The sequence below is a fragment of the Micromonospora sp. NPDC005173 genome, from assembly GCF_040608515.1.
In the GTDB taxonomy this organism is placed as follows: Bacteria; Actinomycetota; Actinomycetes; order Mycobacteriales; family Micromonosporaceae; genus Micromonospora.
In genome coordinates, this window is sequence record NZ_JBEXIK010000002.1 from 186,003 (window position 1) to 206,124 (window position 20,122).

A 20,122-nucleotide genomic window follows, 5' to 3' on the forward strand; every position below is an offset into this window, starting at 1 on the left:
GAACCGACATGCACGCCTTCGGGCAGATCCTCAAGATCGAGACACGACTCTTCCTGCGGGACTTCGGCTCGCCGTTGACGACCGTGGCGTTGCCGCTCGCGCTGCTGCTGGTGTTCGGGCTGATCCCGGCGGCTCGCCAGCCGGAGGCACAGTTCGGCGGCCTGTCCTTCATCCAGTACTTCGCCCCCTCGCTGCTGGTGATCACGCTCGCCATGTCAGCGGTGAACATCCTGCCCACAGTGTTGGCCACCTACCGGGAACGTGGGGTGCTGCGCCGGCTGGCCACCACCCCCGCCAGCCCTGCCGCACTGCTGGCCGCCCAACTGGTCATCACGCTCGGCACCATCCTGGTCAGCGCCGTGCTGCTCGTCGTGGTCGGCCGGTTGGCGTTCGACGTACCGCTGCCCCATCGCCCGCTGGGCTTCACGCTGGCCCTCATCCTCGGTACGGCGGCCCTGCTGGCGCTGGGCCTGCTGGTGGCGGCGGTGGCGCGGACAGCAAAGTCGGCGCAGGCGCTGGCCGTGCCGTTGTTCATGGCGGTCATGTTCTTCGGCGGCGTCTACGTGCCCCGGTTCCTCCTGCCGGACTTCCTGGTCCGGATCGGCGACTACACGCCACCCGGGGTGCAGGCGCTGCTCGACGCCTGGACCGGGCCGTCGCCGCAGCCGCTGCACCTGGCGATAATGGCGGTCATCGCCGTGCTCGCTGGTTCCGTCGCGGCGAAGTTGTTCCGCTGGGAGTGAGTGGGGGTCCGATGACCAGCACCGCCGAGCAGGTCGACCGGCTGGCAACCTGGGAGGCCCGAGAGGCACGCCTCCACCGGGTGCTCCCGTACGTCGGGCTGGCCGTCGGGGCACTGCTCACCGCCGCCGCGCCGGCACCCCTGGGCATCTCCCTGGCCCCCCACCTGCTCGTCGCCGCGACCGCGGCGTGCTGGATTACCTGGTTCATCAACCTGCACCCCGGTTGGGCGACCCGGCGCACCCTGATGACCGTCTACTACGTCGGGCTGCTCGCGCTCAGCGCCATGCTGGTGCTGATCAGCCCCTGGTACGGCTTCTTCAGCTGGGCCGGCTTCCTGCACGCGGTGCTGCTACCCGGCAACTGGCGGTTCGCCGGGGTGGCTGCCTCGGCCGTCCTGGCGGCCACAGCGCAGGGCGGCGGACTCCCGTCCTCCCTGTCGCACTGGCTGCTCTGGGGCGTGCTGGTGCTGTTCAACCTGGGTGCGGCCGGTGGAATGATCTGGTTCGCCACCATCGCTGATCGACAGCACGCCAACCGCAAGCGGCTGGTCGACGAGCTGGCCGAGGCGAACCGCCGGCTGGCCGAGACGATGCGGGAGAACGAGGGCCTGCACGCCCAACTGCTCACCCAGGCCCGGGAGGCCGGCGTGACCGACGAACGGCAGCGGATGGCCCGGGAGATCCACGACACCCTGGCGCAGGGCCTCACCGGCATCATCACCCAGCTGGAGGCGGCCGGGGTGGCCCGGGACCGGCACGCCGACTGGCAGCGGCACGTGGACACCGCGGTCGCCCTGGCCCGCGAGAGCCTCACCGAAGCACGCCGCTCGGTGCGGGCGGTCCGCCCCGAGGCACTGGAAGCAGCCCGGCTGCCCGAGGCGCTCGCCGAGCTGACCCGGCGCTGGTCGACGATCAACGAGGTACGCGCCGAGGTGAGCGTGACCGGCGACGCCCAGGCGCTGCACCCGGAGGTCGAGGTGACCCTGTTGCGGACCGCTCAGGAGGCGCTGGCCAACGTGGCCCGGCACGCCAAGGCGTCCCGGGTCGGGCTCACCCTGTCGTACATGGGTGACGTGGTCACCCTGGACATCCGGGACGACGGCGCGGGTTTCCCGGTCACGGACCCGCCCGCCCTCCACCGTCCCGACGGCGGATACGGACTGATCGCCATGCGGCAGCGGGTGGCCGGGGTCGGCGGCGAGCTGGCCGTCGAGAGTGAGCCGGGCTGCGGTACTGCCGTCTCGGCGTCCGTGCCCGCACTTTCCGGCGGTGCCGGGTGAACGCCCCGGTCCGGCTGCTGATCGTCGATGACCACCCGGTGGTGCGGGATGGCCTGCGTGGCATGTTCACCGGCGACCCGGATTTCGAGGTGGTCGGCGAGGCCGGTGACGGTGCCGAGGCGCTCGCGCTGGCCGCGCACCTGCGTCCGGACGTGGTGCTGATGGACCTGCGGATGCCCGGGATGAACGGGGTGACCGCGATCGGCCGGCTGGCCCGTTCCGGCAGTTCCGCCAAGGTGCTGGTGCTCACCACGTACGACACGGATGCCGACGTGCTGCCGGCCATCGAGGCCGGCGCGACCGGCTACCTGCTGAAGGATGCTCCCCGGGACGAGCTGGTCCGAGCGGTACGGGCCGCCGCCCGGGGCGAGTCGGTGCTGTCCCCCAGCGTGGCCGGCCGGCTGATGGGGCGGCTCCGCGCTCCCGCCGAGGAGCCGCTGAGCCAGCGGGAGCTGGAGGTGCTCACCCTGGTGGCGAAGGGCGCGTCCAACCGGGAGGCGGCGGCCCGGCTGTTCATCAGCGAGGCCACGGTGAAGACCCACCTGCTGCACGTGTACGCCAAACTCGGGGTCAACGACCGGGCCGCGGCGGTGGCCGTCGCGTACGACCGGGGCCTGCTCACCCCCGGCGGGCGGTGAGCGGGGGCCGGGCAGGATGGGCGGATGCGCGCTTCCCGACTGATCTCGCTGCTGTTGCTGTTGCAGGCCCGCGGGTCGATGACCGCGGGCGAGCTGGCGCGGGAGCTGGAGGTCTCCGAGCGGACGGTCTACCGGGACGTGCTGGCGCTCTCCGCCGCCGGGGTGCCGGTATACGCCGACCGGGGCCGGGCCGGCGGGTACCGGCTGCTCGGCGGCTACCGGACCCGGCTGACCGGGCTGACCCGGGACGAGGCGGAGGCGCTCTTCCTCTCCGGCCTGCCCGGGCCGGCCGGCGACATGGGGCTCGCCGACGCGGTCGCCGCCGCCGAGCTGAAGGTGCTCGCCGCGCTGCCTCCCGCGCTACGGGACGCCCCGGCCCGCGCCGGACAGCGGTTCCACCTGGACGTGCCGGGCTGGTTCCGGGAGACCGGACCGCCGCCATGGCTGACCGAGTTGGCTCGGGCGGTCTGGCGGGACCGGGTGGTGCAGCTGGGGTACCGGCGCGGCGACCGGGAGGCGACCCGCCGGGTGCAGCCGTACGGGCTCGTGCTCAAGAGCGGGGTCTGGTACCTGGTCGGCCGGGTCGGCGAGGACGCCCGCACCTACCGGGTGGACCGGGTGACCGGGGTCGAGGTGGGCGAGGAGAGCTTCGACCGGGACGAGGACTTTGACCTGGCCGGGTACTGGCGCGAGCAGGCCGGGTCGTTCCTGCGGACCATGCTGCGCGCCGAGGTCACCGTCCGGCTCAGCCCGGCCGGCCTGCGCCAGCTCCGGCACCTGGTGGACGCCCCCTTCGTGTACGACGAGGTGGTCGCCACCGCCGACGAGCCCGACGGGCAGGGGCGGGTCGTAACCCGGCTGCCGGTCGAGTCCGTCGAGGTGGCGTACCACCAACTTCTCGGGCTCGGCCCCGAGGTGGAGGTCCTCGAACCACCCGCGCTACGGGAGCTGTTCGCCGACGCGGCGGACCGGCTCCGCGAGCTCTACCGGTAGCCGGTGACGTCCGCCGGCTTGCCGGCGTTGACCACCTCGGTGATGTACCGGATGGCCTCCGGCTGGCTGCCGTCGACGTCGGTGAACCCGTACACCTTGGCCAGCGAGCCGGCGTCGACGGACTCGCCGTTCCAGCGGGCCTTGTCCTCGTCGGCGGCGAGCGCGGCGACCGCGCGTCCGACGAAGGCCGGCGTCTCCGAGATGAGGAAGTGCGGGTCGGTGGCCGCCCCGTCGCGCCAGTTCTCCTCGGTCACGCCGAAGATCTCCAGCATCGCCTCGGAGCGGAGCCAGCCTGGGGTGAGAGCGACGGCGGTACAGCCGTGCGGCTTCAGCTCGTGCGCCTGGCTGAAGGCGAGTCGGTTGACCGAGGCCTTGGCCAGGTCGTAGAAGACCGAGAGTCGATAGTTGTCGTCGTTGTACGCCTTGGTGCCGTCGCCGATCTCCACCACCAGGCCGCCAGGCTTGCGGATCAGTAGCGGCAGCGCGAAGTGGCTGGTGATGATGTGCGTGTCGATGGCCAGGCGCAGGGTGCGGAAGCCTGCGTCCAGCGGCTGCTCCCAGATCGGCTTCTCCCAGGTGACCAGCGGGTCGCCGCCCCAGATGTCGTTGACCAGCACGTCGAGTTGGCCCTGCTCGGCGTCGATCCGGGCGACCAGGTCCCGGACCTGCTCGGGCACCAGGTGGTCGACCCGGACGGGAATGCCGACGCCTCCGGCGGCGGTGACCAGCTCGGCGGTCTCCTCGATGGTCTCCGACCGGTCCATCTCCGAGCGGCCGGCGCGGCTGCTGCGGCCGGTGGCGTACACGGTGGCCCCGGCGGCGCCGAGCTGGACGGCGATCTGCCGACCGGCACCCCGGGTAGCGCCGGCGACGAGCGCGATCTTTCCTGCGAGCGGTTGTGTCATGCCTTCGAGGCTGCCAGCAATACCTGACAGCCTCCGTCCGAATTCCGGATCGGGTCACGAGCGGCCGTCGAGCCTCCACGCCGCCCTGTCGAGCTGCCCCATTTGTGGGGCAGCTCGACGTCTGGGCCCGCTCGACGTCTAGGCCCGCTCGACGTCTAGGCCCGCTCGACGTCTGGCCCGCTCGACGTCTAGGCCCGCTCGACGTCTGGGCACGCTCGACGTCTGGCCCGCTCGACGGGCGGCGAGCCACCCGTGCCACGCCCCATATCTGGGGCAGCTCGACAGGCCCGCATCCAGTCATGCCCGGCCGAACGGCTGCCCGGCTGTCACTGCACGTCGAACTCGTTGCCCTCCGGGTCGGTCATGGTGGTGTGCACGCTGCCCCGGTCGGCGACCTCGCGCAGCACGGTGGCGCCGAGCCCGACCAGCCGCTGCACCGTCGCCTCCCGCTCGTCCGGGCCGGCGTGCAGGTCGATGTGCAGCCGGTTCTTGACCTGCTTGGGCTCCGGCACGGCCTGGAACAGCAGCCGGCGGCCGAGACCGATGCCGCTGACCGGTTGGACCGGGTCCTCCGGGTGGCGGACCGCCGCGAGTTCCCGAAAGGCCCGCCGGCCGTCGACCTCGACGTACTCGTCCGGCCCGACCCTGCCGGCCGCGGCCAACTGGTCGATGAGGGCGCTGTTGTCCTCGACCTCGTATTCGAGGGCCGCCGCCCAGAACCGGGCCAGCGCGATCGGCTCCGCGCAGTCGACGACGAGCTTCCATGCCAGGGCCATCTGGATCCCCTTCACCTTCGTCGGCGACCCGCAGCGTGCGGACCACCCCTGTAACCGTTTATAGTGGTTACGTGACCGACGTCGCAAGTGGAATCACCCTGGTGTCGCTGCAAGGGGCCCGTTTCCTCTTCGATCCAGGAGCGCTCTGCCTGGAGTTCCTCACCAGCGGCGGGCCGGGCATCGGGGCCCGTTTCGAGGTGCTGCACCGCCCGGCGGATCTCGCCGACTGGCTGGGGCGGTCGCGGCTGCGCTTGGACCCTGCCCGGGTCGACGTCGACCTGGCGGAGTTGGCCGCCGCGCGGCGCCTGCGGGACGCGCTGTGGCGGCTGGTGTGCGCCCGCACCGGCACCCGGCCACCGGCCACCACGCCCACGGACTTCGACGCGACGCCCGGCGACCTCGACACCCTCAACGAGGCGGCGGCCGCTGCGCCGCTGGCGCCCCGGCTGGATGCGGACGGGACGCGGCACTGGGTGCTCCCGGCCAGCGGGCAGCAGGCCCTCGCCAGCATCGCCCGGGACGCGATCGACCTGTTCAGCGGGCCGTACGCCGACCGGATCCGGGAGTGCGGCGCGCACAACTGCTACCTGGTCTTCGTGGACACCTCACGCCCCGGGCGACGCCGCTGGTGCAGCATGGAGCGCTGCGGCAACCGGCACAAGGTCCGGTCGCTGCGCGCCCGCCGGGACGCCTAGTCCACCAAGCGACAGCGCCCTCAGTCCACCAACCGACAGCGCCCCTCAGTCCGCGAGCCGGACGCGGACCCGGCGATTGGCCCGGCCCTTGCTCTCCACCTTGACCACCTGCACCTTGCCGATCTGGGCGGTGGAGGCGACGTGGGTGCCGCCGTCGGCCTGCACGTCCAGCCCGACGATGTCGACGATCCGGACCTCCTGCTCGTCCGGCGGAATGAGGTTGGACTGGGTGCGGATGATGTCCGGCAGGGACAGCGCCTCGACGCGCGGCAGCACCCGGACCGCAACCGCACGGTCGGCGGCCACCTCGGCGTTGACCAGCTCCTCGATCCGGCTCTTGAAGTCGGCCGGCACCTCGGGCAGGTTGAAATCCATCCGAGCCTCGCCCGGTTCCATGTTGCCGCCGGTGACCAGCGCGCCGAAGTCGCGGAACACCACCCCGCAGAGCACGTGCAGCCCCGAGTGGGTGCGCATCAGCCGGGTGCGGCGCTCGTCCTCCACCGCGCCGGTCACCTCGGTGCCGGCCGGCGGCAGCGGGTCACCCTCGGCGGGAATCAGGTACGGGTCGTCGCCCTTGCGGGTGCCGACGATCCGGGTCTGCACGCCCTGCCAGAGCAGCACTCCGTGGTCCGGCGGCTGCCCCCCGCCGCCCGGATAGAAGGCCGAGCGGTCCAGCACGATGCCCTGCTCCGGGTCGGCGTGCAGGACCGTGCAGGTCCACTCGCGCAGGGTCGGGTCGGCAAGGTCCAGCCGGTGCGTCCGGCCATGCTGTGTGACGCCCATGACAGGGCACGCTACTCGTTCAGGAAGCTGGACACTCGCTCCCGCAGGTCGGCGCGTTCCGTCCAGAGCACGCCGGGCCGGTCGTACACGTGCAGGGTGGCCTGGGGCAGCGCGGCCGCGAGCTGCTCGGCCACCTCGACCGGGTGCAGATCGTCGCCCGCACAGCCGATCACCAGCGCCGGTGCGGTGACCGCCGCCAGGGCGGTGGCGTCGCGCAGCGGCGCCTGCTCCGGCAGGGTGGCCAGACCGTCGGCCAGACCGTCGCGGAGCAGCTGGTCGAGTCGCTGCCGCAGGTACGCCCAGCCGGCCGGGGTGTTGCGCACCGCCGTCGGCAGCTCCAGCGAGACGATGTCGGCGACCGCCGAGGCGTCCCCGCTCTCCACCGCCTCCAGCAGGTCCGTGACGCGTTCCTGGGCGACCTGGCCGCGCGGCTGGTCAAGCACCGCCGGGAGGAAGAAGACCAGCTTCTCGAAGCGTTCCGGGCTCTCGGCCAGCAACCGGCAGAGCGCACCCGCGCCGAGGCTCACCCCGAACGCCCGACTGGCGCCGCCGAGATCCGCGACGGCGCGCAGATCCCGGGCCAGGTCCAGGTAGCTCCACGGCCCGGCCGGCGCGTCGGAGCGGCCGTGCCCGCGGAACTGGAAGAACACCTTGCGGCCGGTCACCCCGCTGCCGAAGGGGCGGGTGGTGGCGATGCCGTTGCCCAGCCCGTGCGCGAACACGGTGACGGGATCACCGGTGCCGGTGACCAGCCGCTCCAGCCGTACCCCGTGCGGGGTGGTGACCAGCTCGGTCTCCGGCTCCGGCAGCGCCGGCCGGCCGGTACGCGGACCACCCGGACCGGGCCCCCAGGTGCGAGGCCCACCGTCCGGCGGGGGTGGCCAGCGGAAACTTCTCACCAGAACCCTTTGCCGTCGCTCAGGTCGCGCAGGCCGACCCGGACGTCGAGCAGGTAAATGAGGGCGGCGGCGATGCCGATCAGTCCGAAGAGGCTGATCGGACCGAAGCCGAGAAGGGTCAGCACCAGGCAAACCGCCAGGATGGCGATCCACCCACCCTTGGGCAGCGTCCCGATGGCGGGGAAGCCGTCGGAGCGCTGTGTGACGGCGTGCACCAGCGCGACACCCTGGATGATCAGCGCGAAGACGAGCAGGATCAGCTCGATCACGTAGCGGACTTCGAACGCGAAGATCGGCGCGGCGTTGGCCATGCCGGCAAGCTTATGTCGACGACCCCGACTACGTCCGACAAGGACGCCGCCGGGGTCGTCGACACCACGAACTACTCGGCCGCCGGACGGGTCCGCTTGGTGGCCCGGGGCAGCTTCGCCGACGGGGTCGCGGCCGGCTTGGCGGCCGTCCGCGCCCGGGCGGCCTTCTTGACGGCGGCCGGCTTGGCCTCGGCGATCTCGGCCACCTCGGCCGGGCTCGGCACGTCGGCCGGGCTGGACACCTGGGCCGGGCTCACCGGGGCGGTGGCTACCGCGTCGGCGGTCGCCGGCGACACGGCCTGGGTCGCCTCGATGTCGGCGTTGACCGTCTCGGCGGCCTCCAGCACGCCGGCGCCGACGACCCGCTCACCACGGGCGACCAGTGCGCCGTACGCGGCGAACGCGCGCTCCTGCGCGGCCTGGGCACCTGCGACCACCACAGCGGCGTTACGGGTCGCGGCGGCGCGCAGCTTGTCGAGGTCGGTGACCTCACGCAGCTTGGCCAGGTCGGCGGACTCACGGAGCTTGGCCAGGTCCAGCTCGGCCTGAGCCCGGCCGCGCAGGGTCTCGGCGGTCTCGTTGGCGGTACGCAGCGTCTCGGTGGCCTTCTGGCGCAGCTCGAAGCCGGTCAGCACGGCCCGGCCGCCCAGGTCGGCGACGACCCGGGTGCCGAGGACGCCGACCACGGCCGGCAGCTTGCGCAGCTGCTGGAGGGCCAACTCTCCGGCACCGGCAGCGGCGTAGATCGGGGCGGGGATGCGGTTGGTCTTCGGCTCGGTCATGAGGTCTCCTCTTCGGCCGCGTCGGCGGCCTTCCGGACCGCCGGACCGGCGGCCTTCTTCTCGGGGGTGCTGGTGCTGGGCGGGGCGGGGGCGGACCCCGCCTCGGTGACCGCGACCGACTCGAGCACGGCCTCGGTCGGGGTGCCGCCCGCGGTGGTGGGGCCGGTCGCGGCCAGGTTGGCCACGTCGGCCGGCTGGTCGGCGATGTCGGTCGGGGTGGTCACCCCGGCCGCGCCGCCGGTGTTCGTGCCGGCGCCCTCGGCCTTGGCCTCGGCCTCGGTCAGCCGGGCGTTCTCCCGGCGGAAGGTCTCGTAGATCTGGCTGAGCGACTGCTTCTGGGCCATCGTCAGGTCGGCGTCCACCGCGATGGCGGCGAGCACACCGTGGCCTTCCTTGTCGTCGAGCAGCCCGGCCCGCAGGTACATCGCCGGAGTGGACACCCGCAGGGCGCTGGCCAACTGCTGGAGCACCTCCGCGCTGGGCTTGCGCAGGCCGCGCTCGATCTGGCTGAGGTACGGGTTGCTGACCCCCGCCTGCTCGGCGAGCTGCCGCAGCGAGATCTTCGCGTTGCGCCGCAGGTCGCGGATGAACCCGCCGACGTCGGGGAGGTCCTTCGGTGTGGCCATGACACCGACGCTAACCGACCCCGCTAGCTCCTGCAAGCGAAACGCTAGCAAGAGTTAGCAAGGTCTCAGCATCCTGTTTGCGCGTCGCTCATCCGATCCGTACCGTCCGTCCGTGCACAAGACCACAGTCAATGGAGCAGTCATCGCGTACGACGAGGCCGGCAGCGGCTCGCCCGTCGTGCTGCTGCACGCCGGCATCGCCGACCGCCGGATGTGGCGGGGGCAGTTGTCCGCGCTCGCCGCCCGGCACCGGGTGATCGTCCCGGACCTGCGCGGCTACGGCGACTCCGAGTTGCCCCCGATCCCGTTCGCGCACCACGACGACGTGGCCGGCCTGCTGGACGCGCTCGGCCTGCCCCGGGCCACCCTGGTCGGCTGCTCCTTCGGCGGGTCGGTGGCCATCGACACCGCGCTGGCGTATCCGGACCGGGTGAGCGCGCTCGCGCTGTTCGGCACGGCGGTCTCCGGCAATGAGTGGTCCGAGGAGGCCAACGACCTCTGGGACAGCCTGGTCGGCGAGGTCGATCCCGACGACTTCGCCGCCGGAGCGGCCGGTGAGGTGCGGTTCTGGGTGGTCGGTCCGGGCCGTCAGCCGGCCGACGTCGACCCCGGGCTGATCGCGTTCGCGCAGGAGATGGATCAGCGCGCGCTCGCCGCCGAACTGGCCCTCGGCGCGGTGGAGGTGGGCGAGCTGACGCCGCCGGCGATCGAACGCCTCGGCGAGCTGCGGCTGCCCGTCCTGGTCACCGCCGGCGCGGCGGACGTGCCGGACATCCGCCGGCTCGCCGACCGGATCGCCGCCGAGGCGCCCGACGCGGTACGGCTGCCCGACGTGCCGGACGCCGCACACCTGCTGCCGCTGGAGCGGCCCGAGCCGGTCAACGCGGCCCTGCTCGACTTCCTGAGCTGAGCCCACCCGACTCCGCAGAGCCCGCACCGAGGGTGTCGGGCGAATGAGGCTGATACCTCAGAGGCATGAATATGCCTCTGAGGTATCGCGCTCATCCGCGAGTGGCCGTCCCCGACGGTCGGGACCAGCCGCCGCTCACCAGAGCGGACGGACCGCGCCGACCGGGACGCCGCCGCCGAAGAGCGGCACCTCGGCGTACTCGGCAAGCACCGGGGCGTCCACGCCGAGCCTGCGCAGCGCGGAGACCAGCACCGGCATCCGGGCCCGGTCGGCGCCATCGTCGATCTTGAGCGCCACCGCGCCGACGCCCGGCAGGCCCACGGCGATCACGCCCTCGGCGCCGACCTTCGCCAGCAGGCCCGGAACGCCGCGCATCAGCCGGGTGTCGTCGGCCCGGGTGCCACCCACGATCTCCGGGTGGGCGCGCATGGCGTCGGCCACCGCGCGCGGCACCGAACCGGGCTCGGCGTCGACCAGCCGGAGGTACGCCCCGGCCAGACCGGTCAGCGACACGGCGAGCACCGGGGCGCCGCAGCCGTCCACCCCCACCGCCGCCGCCTGCTCACCGGTGAACTCCTCGATGGCTGCCCGCAACCGCTGCTGCAACGGGTGCTCCGGCCGCCAGTAGCCGTCCAGCGGCCACCCGGCGGCCTGGCAGGTCAGCAGCATCCCGCTGTGCTTGCCGGAGCAGTTCATCTGCACCCGGGTCGGGCCGCCCCCGGCGCGCAGCACGGCCTCCCGGGCCGCCGCGCCCACCGGCAGGTCGGGCGGGCAGTGCAGAGCCGAGGCGTCCAACCTGGCCCGATCCAGCAGCGCACCGACCCGGGCCAGGTGGAATTCCTCACCCGCGTGACTGGCCGAGACCAGCGCCAGGTCGGCCGGGTCGGTCAGCGGCAGGCCGGCGCGGAGCATCCCGATCGCCTGCATCGGCTTGCTGGCCGAGCGGGGAAAGATCGGTGCGGTCACATCCCCGACGGCTGCCACCGGCACACCGGCGGCGTCCAGCACCACCACCGAGCCGCGGTGCGCGCCCTCCACGAACCCGGACCGGACCACCTCTGCGAGCGGCGCGCCGCCCTCGTACGTCTTTCCCACGTGCTGGACGGTACCGACGGTCCCGGGGGTCTCGGCGGCGGGGTGACCAGGTCGTCCACCGCCCGGGTGACAGGGGTGCCCGACAGAGCCGGCCTTACAGGCCGAGCAGCTCGCGGGCCTCCGCGGTGGTCAGCGGCGGCCGCTGCGCGAGCTGGGCGAAACCGACCGCGCGGGCGACCAGTTGCATGTTGGACTCCACCGGCCGGCCCTTGGCGTACGTCACGGTGTCCTCCATGCCGACCCGCAGGTGCCCACCGGTCGACAGCGAGGCCAACATGACCGGGATGGTGCTGCGACCGATGCCGGTGGCCGCGAAGGTGGTGCCCTCCGGCAGGTCCCGCAGCATCCGGTGCGCCGCGACCAACGTCTCGGTGGTGCCCGGCATACCGCCCGGCACACCCATCACGAAGTCGACGTGCACGTGCCCCCCGGCCGGCAGGCCGTACTTGCCCAACAGCCGCTGCAACGCGGACAGGTGGCCGAGGTCGAAGATCTCGTACTCCGGCACGATCCCGCGCTCCTGCATCCGGGTGTGCAGGTCGACGATGAACTCCCAGCGGTTGAGGAAGACGTCGTCGCCGAAGTTGACCGTGCCCATGGTGCACGAGGCCATGTCCGGGCGGGCGTCGAGCACGGCCAGCCGGGATGCCTCCGGGTCGGTCACCGCGCCGCCGGAGGAGAGCTGCACGATCAGGTCGGTGCTCTCGCGGAGCGCCGCCACGGTCTCCCGCAGGCGCACCGGGTCGAGGGTCGGCCGCGCCGCGTCGTCGCGGATGTGAACGTGGATCACGGCAGCGCCGAGGGCCTCGCACTCCTTGGCGGTGAGCACCAGCTCGTCGAGCGTCACCGGCAGCGCCGGCACCTCCGCCTTGGCCGACTCCGCGCCGGTCGGGGCTACCGTGATCAACGTCCCTGTCGTCATGCCGGCGATCCTAGACGGCCCGGTCAGGCCGGGTCGATCGCCGCCGCGGTCTCGCCGATCCGCAGCGCGGCGTCCTCCGGGACGTTCCGCTTCAGCACCGCCAGGGCGATCTGGCCCAGCTCGTGGTGCAGCACGGCGGTGCCGACGAAGCCCACCGTCCGGCCGTCGAGGGTCACCGGCGTACCGGCGGTCGGCGGCTGGTCGGTGGTGATCCCGTCCAGGTGCAGCAGCACCAGCCGACGCGGCGGACGGCCCATGTTGTGCACCCGGGCCACCGTCTCCTGCCCCCGGTAGCAGCCCTTGTCCAGGTGCACGGCCGGGCCGATCAGGTCCACCTCGGCCGGGATCGTCCGGTGGTCGGTGTCCACCCCGACCCGGGGCCGCCGGGCAGCCACCCGGATCGCCTCGTACGCCCAGAGCCCGGCGACCGGTACGCCAGCGCCGCGCAGCTCCGCCACCACCTGCTCCATCGCGGCCCGGGGCACCAGCAGGTCCACCCCGAGCGGCCCGCGTCGGGCCCACCCGCCGGTGGGTAGCGGGCGTACGTCGTACCGAACGCTCGCTCGGGGTGGCACGGCACCGGCGGCGAACTTCGGACCCGGCACGGCGATCAGGTCCGGTGCGGCCATCCCGGTCACGCCGAGCACGCCCAGCACGTCCGTCGCCGCCGGCCCGACCAGGGACAGCAGCGCCCGCTCGGCGGTGGCGTCGCGCGGCTCGACCTTGCTGAAGAACCGCATCTTCTCCAGGTACGCCAGCAGGCCGGCAGTCGCCCCCGGCTCAGTGTCCAGCCAGGTGGTCTCGCCATCCTCGGCGACCATGGCATGTTGCTCGACGTGCCCGTGCGGGGACAGCACCAGCAGCTCGGTGCCGTCGTTGGCGGCCAATGTCGCCAGGTGCTGCGAGGTGATCGTGTGCAGCCAACTGGCCCGCTCCTCCCCCGGCACCGCGATGATCCCCCGGTGCGACCGGTCGACCAGGCCGACCTCGGTGTCCAGGATGCGCTGCTCGCGCAGCGGGTCGCCGTAGTGCGCGGCCACCCCTCGCACCCCGGCCGCCGCGTGTGCCGGCTCCGGCTGGTCGCGGCTGGCCTCGTCGATGCTCTCGACGGCCACCGCACCCGCTATGTCGATCATTTCTGGTCCCCGTTCTCGCAGCGTCCGCAGACACCGAAGAGTGACACGTGCCCGATGTCCACCCGGAACCCGCGCTGCGCGACCAACTGGTCGGCGAGCGGGCGGAGCAACTCCGGATCGATCTCGTCGATCGCGCCACACTCGCGACAAACCAGGTGGACGTGCTGGTGCTCACCGGCCGCGTGGTAGGTCGGCGAGCCGTGCGAGAGGTGCGTATGGGTCACCAGGCCGAGCCGTTCCAGCAGCTCCAGCGTGCGGTAGATGGTGGTGATGTTGACGCCGGCAGCGACCTCCCGCACCGCGTTGTGCACCTGCTCGGGGCTGGCGTGGCCCAGATCGAGCACCGCTTGGAGGACAAGCTGCCGCTGGGCCGTCAGCCGCAGCCCACGGGCCCGCAGCATTTCCGCGAGGGAGGATTCGGACACCGTCCGATCATAGTTCGGCAACCATGCCGATCTCCGCATCGCGATGGACCGCCGCTAGGCTCGACGGTCATGGTGATGTCGTCCGTCGGAAAGGTCGCGGCCGACCCGACCGCGCGGATCGTCGTCCTCGGCCGCGGCCCGGTGCCGGCCGGCGAGCCCGTGCTCCGCGGTGACGACCTCGGTGTGCTGCGCGGCGACGGCCTCTTCGAGACCATGCACCTGCGCCAGGGCCGGCCGTGGCTGCGCGACGAGCACCTGGCCCGGCTGGCCGCCTCGGCTGCCGCCGTCGAGCTGGCCCTGCCACCCATCGCCGCGCTGATCGACCTGCTCGACACCGTGCGCGCGGGCTGGCCGGCGCGGGTGGAGGGGGCGCTGCGACTGGTCTGCACCCGGGGCCCGGAGGCCGGCGGCCCGCCGAGCGTCTACGCCACGCTGACCGAGGTGCCCGCGTCGTCCCGGGTTGCCCGTCGGGACGGGATCAGCGTGGCAACCCTGCCGCTGGGGGTGCCAGCGGGGGCACGCACCGGACTGGACTGGCTGCCCGCCGGGATCAAATCCACCTCGTACGCGGTCAACACCGCCGCCCGCCGCTGGGCCGACCGGGCCGGGGTGGACGACGTGCTCTGGATCTCCTCCGACGGGTACGCGCTGGAGGGCCCCACCGCCAACGTGGTGTGGCTCACCGGCGGCACGCTCTGCACCGTGCCCGCCGCCACCACGGGCATCCTGCCCGGCACGACCGTCGCCTGGCTGCTGGGCCACGCTGGCGAGCTGGGCCTGACCGCCGCCGAGCGGATGGTCACCCCGGCCGAGCTGCACGCGGCGGACGGCATCTGGTTCACCTCGTCGGTCCGCGGGCTCACCGAGATCCACACGCTGGACGGGGTGCGCCGTGCGCGCTGCCCGCGTACCCCCGCCCTGCACGCCGTGCTGGGTTTCCCCGTCCCGTGACGGTCAGCCGCCGACCCGGACGAGCCGGGCGGAGAGGTGCGGGCTGAGCCCGTGCCCCATCGCGGCCATGTCCTGGGCGTAGAGCAGCGCGCCCTCGACGATGCCGAAGAGCCGGTGCCCGCCGGTGACCTCCTTGGCGGTCGCCGTCCGGACCACCGCGTCGGTGGCGAACTCGACCTGGGTGCCGTTGCGCTTACCGAGGTGGAGCTCCATCACCCCGCTCGGGGTGGTCAGCAGAGCCTCCAGCTCGTCGGTGGCCCGGCCGTCCACCAGCACCGGCCGCCACCAGCCGACCTCACGCCCGGCGGGTTGGACCGGCTTGCTCTGCTCGTCGAGGATCCAGGCGCGGGACTCGTAGTGCAGGAACGGACGGCCGTCGTGGCTGATCCGGATTTCCTGGGCGTAGTCGAAGTCCTCGACGGTGGGGAAACCACCCTTGCCCCGGCCGCGCCACAGGCCGATGTAGGGCAGCAGGCCGTCCAGCGCCGGGTGCAGCTTCGGCCCGACCCGCAGGTCGTGACTCTCCTCGAACGGGTACGGGTCGACCGGCGGCGCGTTCAGCCACGGCGGCTGCAGCGGGTTCTCGTCGCTCACCAGCGTCACCAACGTCCTCTCGATATGCGTACGGCGAGGTAGACCAGGCCACCGGCGAGCCCGCCCAGGCCGGCGACCAGCAGGCTGACGAACCCGATCTCGGTAACCATCCCGGCCATCCTATGCTGGGCCTCATGGCCCGCACTCTCGTCGTCAAGGCCACCGCGGGGGCGGACGCCCCGGAGCGGTGTGCGCAGGCGTTCACGGTCGCCGCCACGGCGGTCGCGGCCGGGGTGGACGTATCGCTCTGGCTGACCGGCGAGGCGACGTGGTTCGCGCTGCCCGGCCGTGCCCAGGAGTTCGAGCTGCCGCATTCCGCCCCGCTGGCCGAGCTGCTGCACGTCATCCTGACCAGTGGCAGGGTGACCGCCTGCACCCAGTGCGCGGCCCGGCGGGAGATCGGCCCGGACGACGTACTGCCCGGCGTCCGGATCGCGGGCGCCGCGGCCTTCGTCGAGGAGGCGCTGGCCGAGGGCGCGCAGGCCCTGGTCTACTGACCAGCGGCGGGACGACCCGGACGGTAGGGGCGGAGTGCGGATACCGACCCGACATCTCGGACGGCTGCCTACGATTCGGATGTGACCGAGGCGACGGAGAGGTTCTTCGAATCACTGCCGGCGCGTGCCCCGGAGGTCCTCGGCGGCCTGGTCGCCGGAACCCTTCAGATTGACCTCGGCACCGACGACCAGACGACCGAGCACTGGCTGGTCCGGATGCGGCCGGGGTCGGTGCAGGTCAGCCGCAACCGCGGGCCGGCCGACGCCATCTGGTACAGCAGCGCGGCCCTGTTCGACCGGCTGGTGACCGGCGAGGCCCAGGGGGTCGCGGCGGTGCTGCGCAACGAAAGCACGTTCAGCGGGAACGTGGTGCTCTTCCTGGCCTTCCGGCGGTTCTTCCCGAACCCGCCGGGCACCCGCGATCCGCGCGAGGTGGCTCGGAAGCAGGCCGGGCGGATGGCGTGAACGATCTCGTCAGCATCCTGGACGGCAACACCTTCCTGGTCAGCGACCGGACGGGGGACATCGAGCCGTCCTACGACTTCCCGACCGGGCTGTTCTCCTTCGACACCCGCTTCCTGTCCAACTGGATGCTCACCCTGGACGGCGAGCGGCTGCACGCCCTGTCGATGGACGATTCCGAGTCGTACCGGACCAAGTTCTTCCTGGCCCCCGGCGAACCGACGCACTACCTGGACGCCAAGGCGTCGGTGATCCGCAGCCGGGCGATCGTGGGCAGCTTCGAGGAGGAGCTGACCGTGCTGAACCACACCGGCGAGGAGGTCGAGTTCACCGTCCGGGTGGAGATGGCGTCTGACTTCGCCGACCTTTTCGAGATCAAGAACGCCCGGCGGAAGCGCGGTCAGACGACGATTTCGGTGGCCGACAACGAGTTGCGCCTGACCTACCGGCGGGAGGCGTTCCACCGGGAGACGCTGATCACCTCCAGCGCACCGGCCATGGTCGACTCCTCCGGGATGACCTTCCAGATCCGGATCGCCCGGAACAGCGAGTGGAGCACCCGGCTGCACGTGTCCACCGTCGTCTACGGCGCGCGGGGGGAGGACATCCGGGCCACCCTGCCGTACGGCGGCAGCCGCAGCGCGGACGCCATCCGCGCCGAGCAGCAGGAGCTGATCGACCGGGCGCCGAAGCTCGGCTGCGACTGCGAGCCGTTGGCCGGGGCGTACCGGCGCAGCCTCAACGACTTGGCCGCGCTGCGCTATGAGTCGATCGCCCTGGGCGTGCGGCTGCTCGCCGCCGGGCTGCCCTGGTTCATGACCCTGTTCGGCCGGGACAGCATCATCACCTCGTTGCAGGTGCTGCCGTTCCTACCGGAGCTGATTCCGCCGACCATCGTGATGCTGGCCGGCCTGCAGGGGCACCGGGTGGACGACTTCCGGGACGAGGAGCCGGGCAAGATCCTGCACGAGTTGCGGTACGGGGAGACCGCCGGTTTCGAGGAGCAGCCGCACTCGCCGTACTACGGGTCGGCCGACTCGACGCCGCTGTTCATCATCCTGATCGACGAGTACGAGCGCTGGACCGGCGACTCCGAGTTGATCCGGCGGCTGGAGCCGCAGGTGCGCGCGGCGCTGGAGTGGATCGACACCTACGGCGACCTGCTCGGCACCGGCTACCTCTGGTACCAGACCCGCAACCCGGAGACCGGCCTGCAGAACCAGTGCTGGAAGGACTCCTGGGATGCCATCTCGTACGCCGACGGCCGGTTGCCCGGCTTTCCCCGGGCCACCTGTGAGCTGCAGGGCTACGCGTACGACGCGAAGATCCGGGCCGCCCGGCTGGCCCGGACGTTCTGGAACGACCCGGCATACGCCGACCGGCTGGAGCGGGAGGCCGCCGCGCTCAAGCAGCGGTTCAACCACGACTTCTGGATCGCCGACCGCGGGTACTACGCGCTCGCCCTGGACGCCGACGGGAAGCAGGTCGACGCGCTGTCCTCGAACATCGGGCACCTGCTGTGGAGCGGAATCGTCGACGAGTCCCGGGCCGGCAAGGTGGTCGAGCATCTGCTCGGGCCGCGACTGTTCTCCGGCTGGGGGGTGCGGACCCTCGCCGAGGACCAGGGCCGGTACAACCCGATCGGCTACCACGTGGGCACCGTCTGGCCGTTCGACAACTCGATCACCGCCTGGGGGTTGTGGCGGTACGGCTTCCGGAACGAGGCCGGGCTGATCTGCGACGCGATGCTGGCCGCATCCCGCTACTTCGATGGGCGGCTGCCCGAGGCGTTCGCCGGCTACGCCCGGGATCTCACCGACTACCCGGTGGAGTACCCGACCGCGTGCAGCCCGCAGGCGTGGTCGACCGGCACACCGCTGCTGCTGCTACGGGTGATGCTGGGGCTGGAGCCGCAGGGCGAGCACCTGATCATCGATCCGGCCGTGCCACCGGGCATGGGCCGGATCGAGCTGCTGGACATCCCCGGCCGGTGGGGTCGGGTCGACGCACTGGGCCGCAGCCGCGGCCCGGAGGAGCAACAGCCGGGCGTCTGACCCGGCGGGATGCTCGGCTCAGCCCGGGCAGCCGACGGTGGCGGCCAGCCGGGCGGCGTCCGGGGTGAGGTCGGCCAGCACGGTGACCGGGCCGGCGCGGTACGCGTACACCGGGGGGTTGTCCAGCAGCGGGTTGCCGCCGGCCAGCGGTGCGAGCCCGCCCGGCGACGCGGCCGGGTCGGGACCGGCGGCGGACCGCGCGGTACGGGCCGACGCGCCGCCCGGACAGGGCGCGGTGACCAGCTCCGGCGCGGCGTCGGCCGGCCGGCCGAGCGCCCGCAGCGCGGCCGTCAGGGCGGCGACCTCCGGGCCGCCGTCGGTGGTCGAGGGCGGGGTGTAGCCGGAGCCGACCGGCCGACAGCCGGTCTCGACGGTCAACCGGATCCGACCGTCCCCGGTCGGCCGTCCCTGGACGGCGACGAACTCACCAGCGTCAGCGCGCAGCACCGGGCCGTCCCGCCCGGACCCGACCCAGGCCCGCCAGTTCGCCGGAAGTCGCTCGGCGATCCCGGCCAGGACGGCGCGCTCGGTGCCGGCGGGCGCGAGCACACCGACCTCCCGGCGAAGCGTGGCACCGTCAGCGAGCGGGGTGACCCGGCAGCCCGACCCGATCCGCGCCGGGCTCAGCTCCAGCAGCCCGGCCGCGCCGGCCGCCCGGGCCAACTCGCCGACCGCCCGGTCGACCACCGGGCCGGCCTGGTCGAGGGAGCGCTGCTCTCGCACGGTCGGTGGATCGTCGCGGACCGACGTCCAGGCGAGCAGGGCCAGCAGCACGGCCCAGACCACGCTCGCGACCAGCAGCCAGCGCCGCCGTCGCCGGGGTGCCGGCGCGGCGGGACCGGTCGACGGGGCCCACCCCGTCCGGACAGCACCGCTCACCCGGCCATGGTGTCACGGGCGATCCGCCGGCCCGGCGGCGACCGGCGCCCGCCGCGGCGGGTGGGCAGCCCGGGTCGTCGGGCGGTGGTCAGGCGGGCCGGGATGGCGGGTCGAGCCGGTAGCCGACGCCCCGCACGGTGTGCACCCGCGGGCCGCCCGGCAGGCTGCGCAGCTTGTGCCGGAGCCGCTTGATCGCGGAGTGCACGACCGCGCTGTCGCCCAGGTACGCGCCGTTCCAGACGGCCGCGAAGAGCTGCTGGTAGCTCCACACCACCGGCGGCGGACCGATCAGCCGGGCGAGCAGCTCCCGCTCGGTGCGGGTGAGCGGGAGCGGATCACCGCACCAGGTGACCAGGCGCCCGGCCCGGTCGACGACCAGCTCGCCCCACGTGACCGGCCCCTGCGGCACCGCCGGCGGGCTGACCGGCGCGACGGCCGTGGCCGCGCCGCCCGGCGGCGACGGGAACAGCATGGCCCGCAGTTCGGCCAGGTCGGCGCAGCTCACCACTGGACCGATCCCGTCGAGCTGGCGCACCACCCGCTCCCGCACCGAGACGTCCGCGGTGACGCAGACGACGATCGGGACCCCTGCACCGGGAACGGCGCCTTCACCCGCACTGACCGTGAATTCCACCCGACGATAGTGACGTACGCCGATGGATTTCGGGGCGACCCATGGTCGGGGTCACGCTACGTAACTGACTCCGACCATCTCGACCGGGAAACGACCGGGGCCGGTCACCCCACGAGGGTGACCGGCCCCGGT

General features: G+C 72.9%; 25 protein-coding genes. 10 read left to right on the top strand and 15 right to left on the bottom strand.

Annotation, left to right across the window (positions count from 1 at the left end):
* Positions 1 to 8 precede the first annotated feature (8 nt).
* The 4 genes from ABZV00_RS03860 to ABZV00_RS03875 are packed head-to-tail and all read left to right on the top strand — an operon-like array spanning position 9 to position 3,654.
* Positions 9 to 743 (top strand): ABC transporter permease, encoded by a 735-nt coding sequence (locus ABZV00_RS03860; protein ID WP_355601613.1) that lies wholly within the window; start codon positions 9 to 11, stop codon positions 741 to 743.
* Between the two features lie 11 nt (positions 744 to 754).
* Positions 755 to 2,023, top strand: coding sequence for a sensor histidine kinase (locus ABZV00_RS03865; protein ID WP_355601615.1), 1,269 nt, complete (start codon positions 755 to 757; stop codon positions 2,021 to 2,023).
* Positions 2,020 to 2,661, top strand: a complete 642-nt coding sequence (locus tag ABZV00_RS03870; RefSeq protein WP_328420850.1) for a response regulator transcription factor — start codon at positions 2,020 to 2,022, stop codon at positions 2,659 to 2,661. The genes ABZV00_RS03865 and ABZV00_RS03870 overlap by 4 nt, the downstream gene beginning before the upstream one ends.
* A 24-nt stretch (positions 2,662 to 2,685) precedes the next feature.
* Positions 2,686 to 3,654 carry a YafY family protein gene (locus ABZV00_RS03875; protein ID WP_355601618.1) on the top strand — a complete coding sequence of 323 codons (969 nt, stop codon included), beginning with the start codon at positions 2,686 to 2,688 and terminating at the stop codon, positions 3,652 to 3,654.
* Here the strand turns inward: ABZV00_RS03875 and ABZV00_RS03880 are convergent.
* Both ABZV00_RS03880 and ABZV00_RS03885 read right to left on the bottom strand, forming a co-directional pair.
* Positions 3,645 to 4,559 (bottom strand): SDR family oxidoreductase, encoded by a 915-nt coding sequence (locus ABZV00_RS03880; protein WP_328420854.1) that lies wholly within the window; start codon positions 4,557 to 4,559, stop codon positions 3,645 to 3,647. The two genes, ABZV00_RS03875 and ABZV00_RS03880, sit on opposite strands and share 10 nt — an antisense overlap.
* A gap of 326 nt (positions 4,560 to 4,885) precedes the next feature.
* Entirely contained in the window at positions 4,886 to 5,335 is a 450-nt protein-coding gene (locus ABZV00_RS03885; protein ID WP_328420856.1) for a VOC family protein, read from the bottom strand.
* A gap of 71 nt (positions 5,336 to 5,406) precedes the next feature.
* Here ABZV00_RS03885 and ABZV00_RS03890 point away from each other — a divergent pair, with 71 nt between their 5' ends.
* Positions 5,407 to 6,030, top strand: a complete 624-nt coding sequence (locus ABZV00_RS03890; protein WP_355601620.1) for an ABATE domain-containing protein — start codon at positions 5,407 to 5,409, stop codon at positions 6,028 to 6,030.
* A gap of 45 nt (positions 6,031 to 6,075) precedes the next feature.
* Here the strand turns inward: ABZV00_RS03890 and ABZV00_RS03895 are convergent, their stop codons facing one another.
* The 5 genes from ABZV00_RS03895 to ABZV00_RS03915 form a co-directional block, all read right to left on the bottom strand.
* A complete protein-coding gene (locus ABZV00_RS03895) occupies positions 6,076 to 6,813 on the bottom strand; it encodes an alanyl-tRNA editing protein (RefSeq protein WP_355601622.1) in 738 nt (245 codons plus the stop codon).
* Positions 6,814 to 6,824: 11 nt separating this feature from the next.
* Positions 6,825 to 7,712 (bottom strand): alpha/beta hydrolase, encoded by an 888-nt coding sequence (locus tag ABZV00_RS03900; protein WP_355601624.1) that lies wholly within the window; start codon positions 7,710 to 7,712, stop codon positions 6,825 to 6,827.
* Positions 7,709 to 8,023 (bottom strand): DUF2516 family protein, encoded by a 315-nt coding sequence (locus ABZV00_RS03905; protein ID WP_328420864.1) that lies wholly within the window; start codon positions 8,021 to 8,023, stop codon positions 7,709 to 7,711. The genes ABZV00_RS03900 and ABZV00_RS03905 overlap by 4 nt, the downstream gene beginning before the upstream one ends.
* Positions 8,024 to 8,094: 71 nt before the next feature.
* Positions 8,095 to 8,805, bottom strand: a complete 711-nt coding sequence (locus tag ABZV00_RS03910; protein WP_355601626.1) for a hypothetical protein — start codon at positions 8,803 to 8,805, stop codon at positions 8,095 to 8,097.
* Positions 8,802 to 9,431: a helix-turn-helix domain-containing protein gene (locus tag ABZV00_RS03915; protein ID WP_328420868.1), complete on the bottom strand. Its 630-nt coding sequence runs from the start codon at positions 9,429 to 9,431 to the stop codon at positions 8,802 to 8,804. Before ABZV00_RS03915 ends, ABZV00_RS03910 begins: the two co-directional genes overlap by 4 nt.
* A gap of 112 nt (positions 9,432 to 9,543) precedes the next feature.
* On the opposite strand from ABZV00_RS03915, the gene ABZV00_RS03920 reads away from it, so the two are divergent.
* Entirely contained in the window at positions 9,544 to 10,341 is a 798-nt protein-coding gene (locus ABZV00_RS03920) for an alpha/beta hydrolase (protein WP_355601628.1), read from the top strand.
* A 135-nt stretch (positions 10,342 to 10,476) separates the two neighbouring features.
* Here ABZV00_RS03920 and ABZV00_RS03925 read toward each other — a convergent pair whose 3' ends face one another.
* The 4 genes from ABZV00_RS03925 to ABZV00_RS03940 form a co-directional block, all read right to left on the bottom strand.
* On the bottom strand, positions 10,477 to 11,436 hold the full coding sequence (locus tag ABZV00_RS03925) for an asparaginase (RefSeq protein ID WP_355601629.1): 960 nt from the start codon (positions 11,434 to 11,436) through the stop codon (positions 10,477 to 10,479).
* A gap of 94 nt (positions 11,437 to 11,530) precedes the next feature.
* Positions 11,531 to 12,358 (bottom strand): 3-keto-5-aminohexanoate cleavage protein, encoded by an 828-nt coding sequence (locus tag ABZV00_RS03930; protein ID WP_355601631.1) that lies wholly within the window; start codon positions 12,356 to 12,358, stop codon positions 11,531 to 11,533.
* Positions 12,359 to 12,381: 23 nt separating this feature from the next.
* Entirely contained in the window at positions 12,382 to 13,494 is a 1,113-nt protein-coding gene (locus tag ABZV00_RS03935) for a folate-binding protein (RefSeq protein ID WP_355601633.1), read from the bottom strand.
* Positions 13,491 to 13,919, bottom strand: a complete 429-nt coding sequence (locus tag ABZV00_RS03940) for a Fur family transcriptional regulator (protein ID WP_328420878.1) — start codon at positions 13,917 to 13,919, stop codon at positions 13,491 to 13,493. The genes ABZV00_RS03935 and ABZV00_RS03940 overlap by 4 nt, the downstream gene beginning before the upstream one ends.
* A 75-nt stretch (positions 13,920 to 13,994) precedes the next feature.
* On the opposite strand from ABZV00_RS03940, the gene ABZV00_RS03945 reads away from it, so the two are divergent.
* Positions 13,995 to 14,870, top strand: coding sequence for an aminotransferase class IV (locus tag ABZV00_RS03945; protein ID WP_328420880.1), 876 nt, complete (start codon positions 13,995 to 13,997; stop codon positions 14,868 to 14,870).
* A gap of 3 nt (positions 14,871 to 14,873) precedes the next feature.
* Here the strand turns inward: ABZV00_RS03945 and ABZV00_RS03950 are convergent, their stop codons facing one another.
* Positions 14,874 to 15,464, bottom strand: coding sequence for an FABP family protein (locus ABZV00_RS03950; RefSeq protein ID WP_355601636.1), 591 nt, complete (start codon positions 15,462 to 15,464; stop codon positions 14,874 to 14,876).
* 5 nt (positions 15,465 to 15,469) lie between these two features.
* Positions 15,470 to 15,574: a small membrane protein MtfM gene (gene mtfM / locus ABZV00_RS03955; RefSeq protein ID WP_030327764.1), complete on the bottom strand. Its 105-nt coding sequence runs from the start codon at positions 15,572 to 15,574 to the stop codon at positions 15,470 to 15,472.
* A 12-nt stretch (positions 15,575 to 15,586) separates the two neighbouring features.
* On the opposite strand from mtfM, the gene ABZV00_RS03960 reads away from it, so the two are divergent.
* The 3 genes from ABZV00_RS03960 (at position 15,587) to ABZV00_RS03970 (ending at position 18,477) form a co-directional block, all read left to right on the top strand.
* On the top strand, positions 15,587 to 15,961 hold the full coding sequence (locus ABZV00_RS03960) for a DsrE family protein (RefSeq protein ID WP_328420884.1): 375 nt from the start codon (positions 15,587 to 15,589) through the stop codon (positions 15,959 to 15,961).
* Positions 15,962 to 16,042: 81 nt separating this feature from the next.
* Complete coding sequence (locus ABZV00_RS03965) at positions 16,043 to 16,426, top strand: SCP2 sterol-binding domain-containing protein (RefSeq protein ID WP_328420886.1); 384 nt, start codon at positions 16,043 to 16,045, stop codon at positions 16,424 to 16,426.
* A complete protein-coding gene (locus ABZV00_RS03970; protein ID WP_355601639.1) occupies positions 16,423 to 18,477 on the top strand; it encodes a glycogen debranching N-terminal domain-containing protein in 2,055 nt (684 codons plus the stop codon). Before ABZV00_RS03965 ends, ABZV00_RS03970 begins: the two co-directional genes overlap by 4 nt.
* 18 nt (positions 18,478 to 18,495) lie before the next feature.
* Here ABZV00_RS03970 and ABZV00_RS03975 read toward each other — a convergent pair whose 3' ends face one another.
* On the bottom strand, positions 18,496 to 19,356 hold the full coding sequence (locus tag ABZV00_RS03975; RefSeq protein WP_355601641.1) for a hypothetical protein: 861 nt from the start codon (positions 19,354 to 19,356) through the stop codon (positions 18,496 to 18,498).
* 88 nt (positions 19,357 to 19,444) lie between these two features.
* Positions 19,445 to 19,936 carry a winged helix-turn-helix domain-containing protein gene (locus tag ABZV00_RS03980; protein WP_355602015.1) on the bottom strand — a complete coding sequence of 164 codons (492 nt, stop codon included), beginning with the start codon at positions 19,934 to 19,936 and terminating at the stop codon, positions 19,445 to 19,447.
* Between the last annotated feature and the right edge of the window lie 186 nt (positions 19,937 to 20,122).

Excerpts from the sequence above, each read along its gene's own strand:
- ABZV00_RS03860 (WP_355601613.1), top strand. The coding sequence starts at position 9 with ATGCACGCCTTCGGGCAGATCCTCAAGATCGAGACACGACTCTTCCTG.
- ABZV00_RS03865 (WP_355601615.1), top strand. The coding sequence starts at position 755 with ATGACCAGCACCGCCGAGCAGGTCGACCGGCTGGCAACCTGGGAGGCC.
- ABZV00_RS03875 (WP_355601618.1), top strand. The coding sequence starts at position 2,686 with ATGCGCGCTTCCCGACTGATCTCGCTGCTGTTGCTGTTGCAGGCCCGC.
- ABZV00_RS03880 (WP_328420854.1), bottom strand. The coding sequence starts at position 4,559 with ATGACACAACCGCTCGCAGGAAAGATCGCGCTCGTCGCCGGCGCTACC.
- ABZV00_RS03885 (WP_328420856.1), bottom strand. The coding sequence starts at position 5,335 with ATGGCCCTGGCATGGAAGCTCGTCGTCGACTGCGCGGAGCCGATCGCG.
- ABZV00_RS03895 (WP_355601622.1), bottom strand. The coding sequence starts at position 6,813 with ATGGGCGTCACACAGCATGGCCGGACGCACCGGCTGGACCTTGCCGAC.
- ABZV00_RS03905 (WP_328420864.1), bottom strand. The coding sequence starts at position 8,023 with ATGGCCAACGCCGCGCCGATCTTCGCGTTCGAAGTCCGCTACGTGATC.
- ABZV00_RS03910 (WP_355601626.1), bottom strand. The coding sequence starts at position 8,805 with ATGACCGAGCCGAAGACCAACCGCATCCCCGCCCCGATCTACGCCGCT.
- ABZV00_RS03915 (WP_328420868.1), bottom strand. The coding sequence starts at position 9,431 with ATGGCCACACCGAAGGACCTCCCCGACGTCGGCGGGTTCATCCGCGAC.
- ABZV00_RS03930 (WP_355601631.1), bottom strand. The coding sequence starts at position 12,358 with ATGACGACAGGGACGTTGATCACGGTAGCCCCGACCGGCGCGGAGTCG.
- ABZV00_RS03935 (WP_355601633.1), bottom strand. The coding sequence starts at position 13,494 with ATGATCGACATAGCGGGTGCGGTGGCCGTCGAGAGCATCGACGAGGCC.
- ABZV00_RS03945 (WP_328420880.1), top strand. The coding sequence starts at position 13,995 with ATGTCGTCCGTCGGAAAGGTCGCGGCCGACCCGACCGCGCGGATCGTC.
- mtfM (WP_030327764.1), bottom strand. The coding sequence starts at position 15,574 with ATGGTTACCGAGATCGGGTTCGTCAGCCTGCTGGTCGCCGGCCTGGGC.
- ABZV00_RS03960 (WP_328420884.1), top strand. The coding sequence starts at position 15,587 with ATGCTGGGCCTCATGGCCCGCACTCTCGTCGTCAAGGCCACCGCGGGG.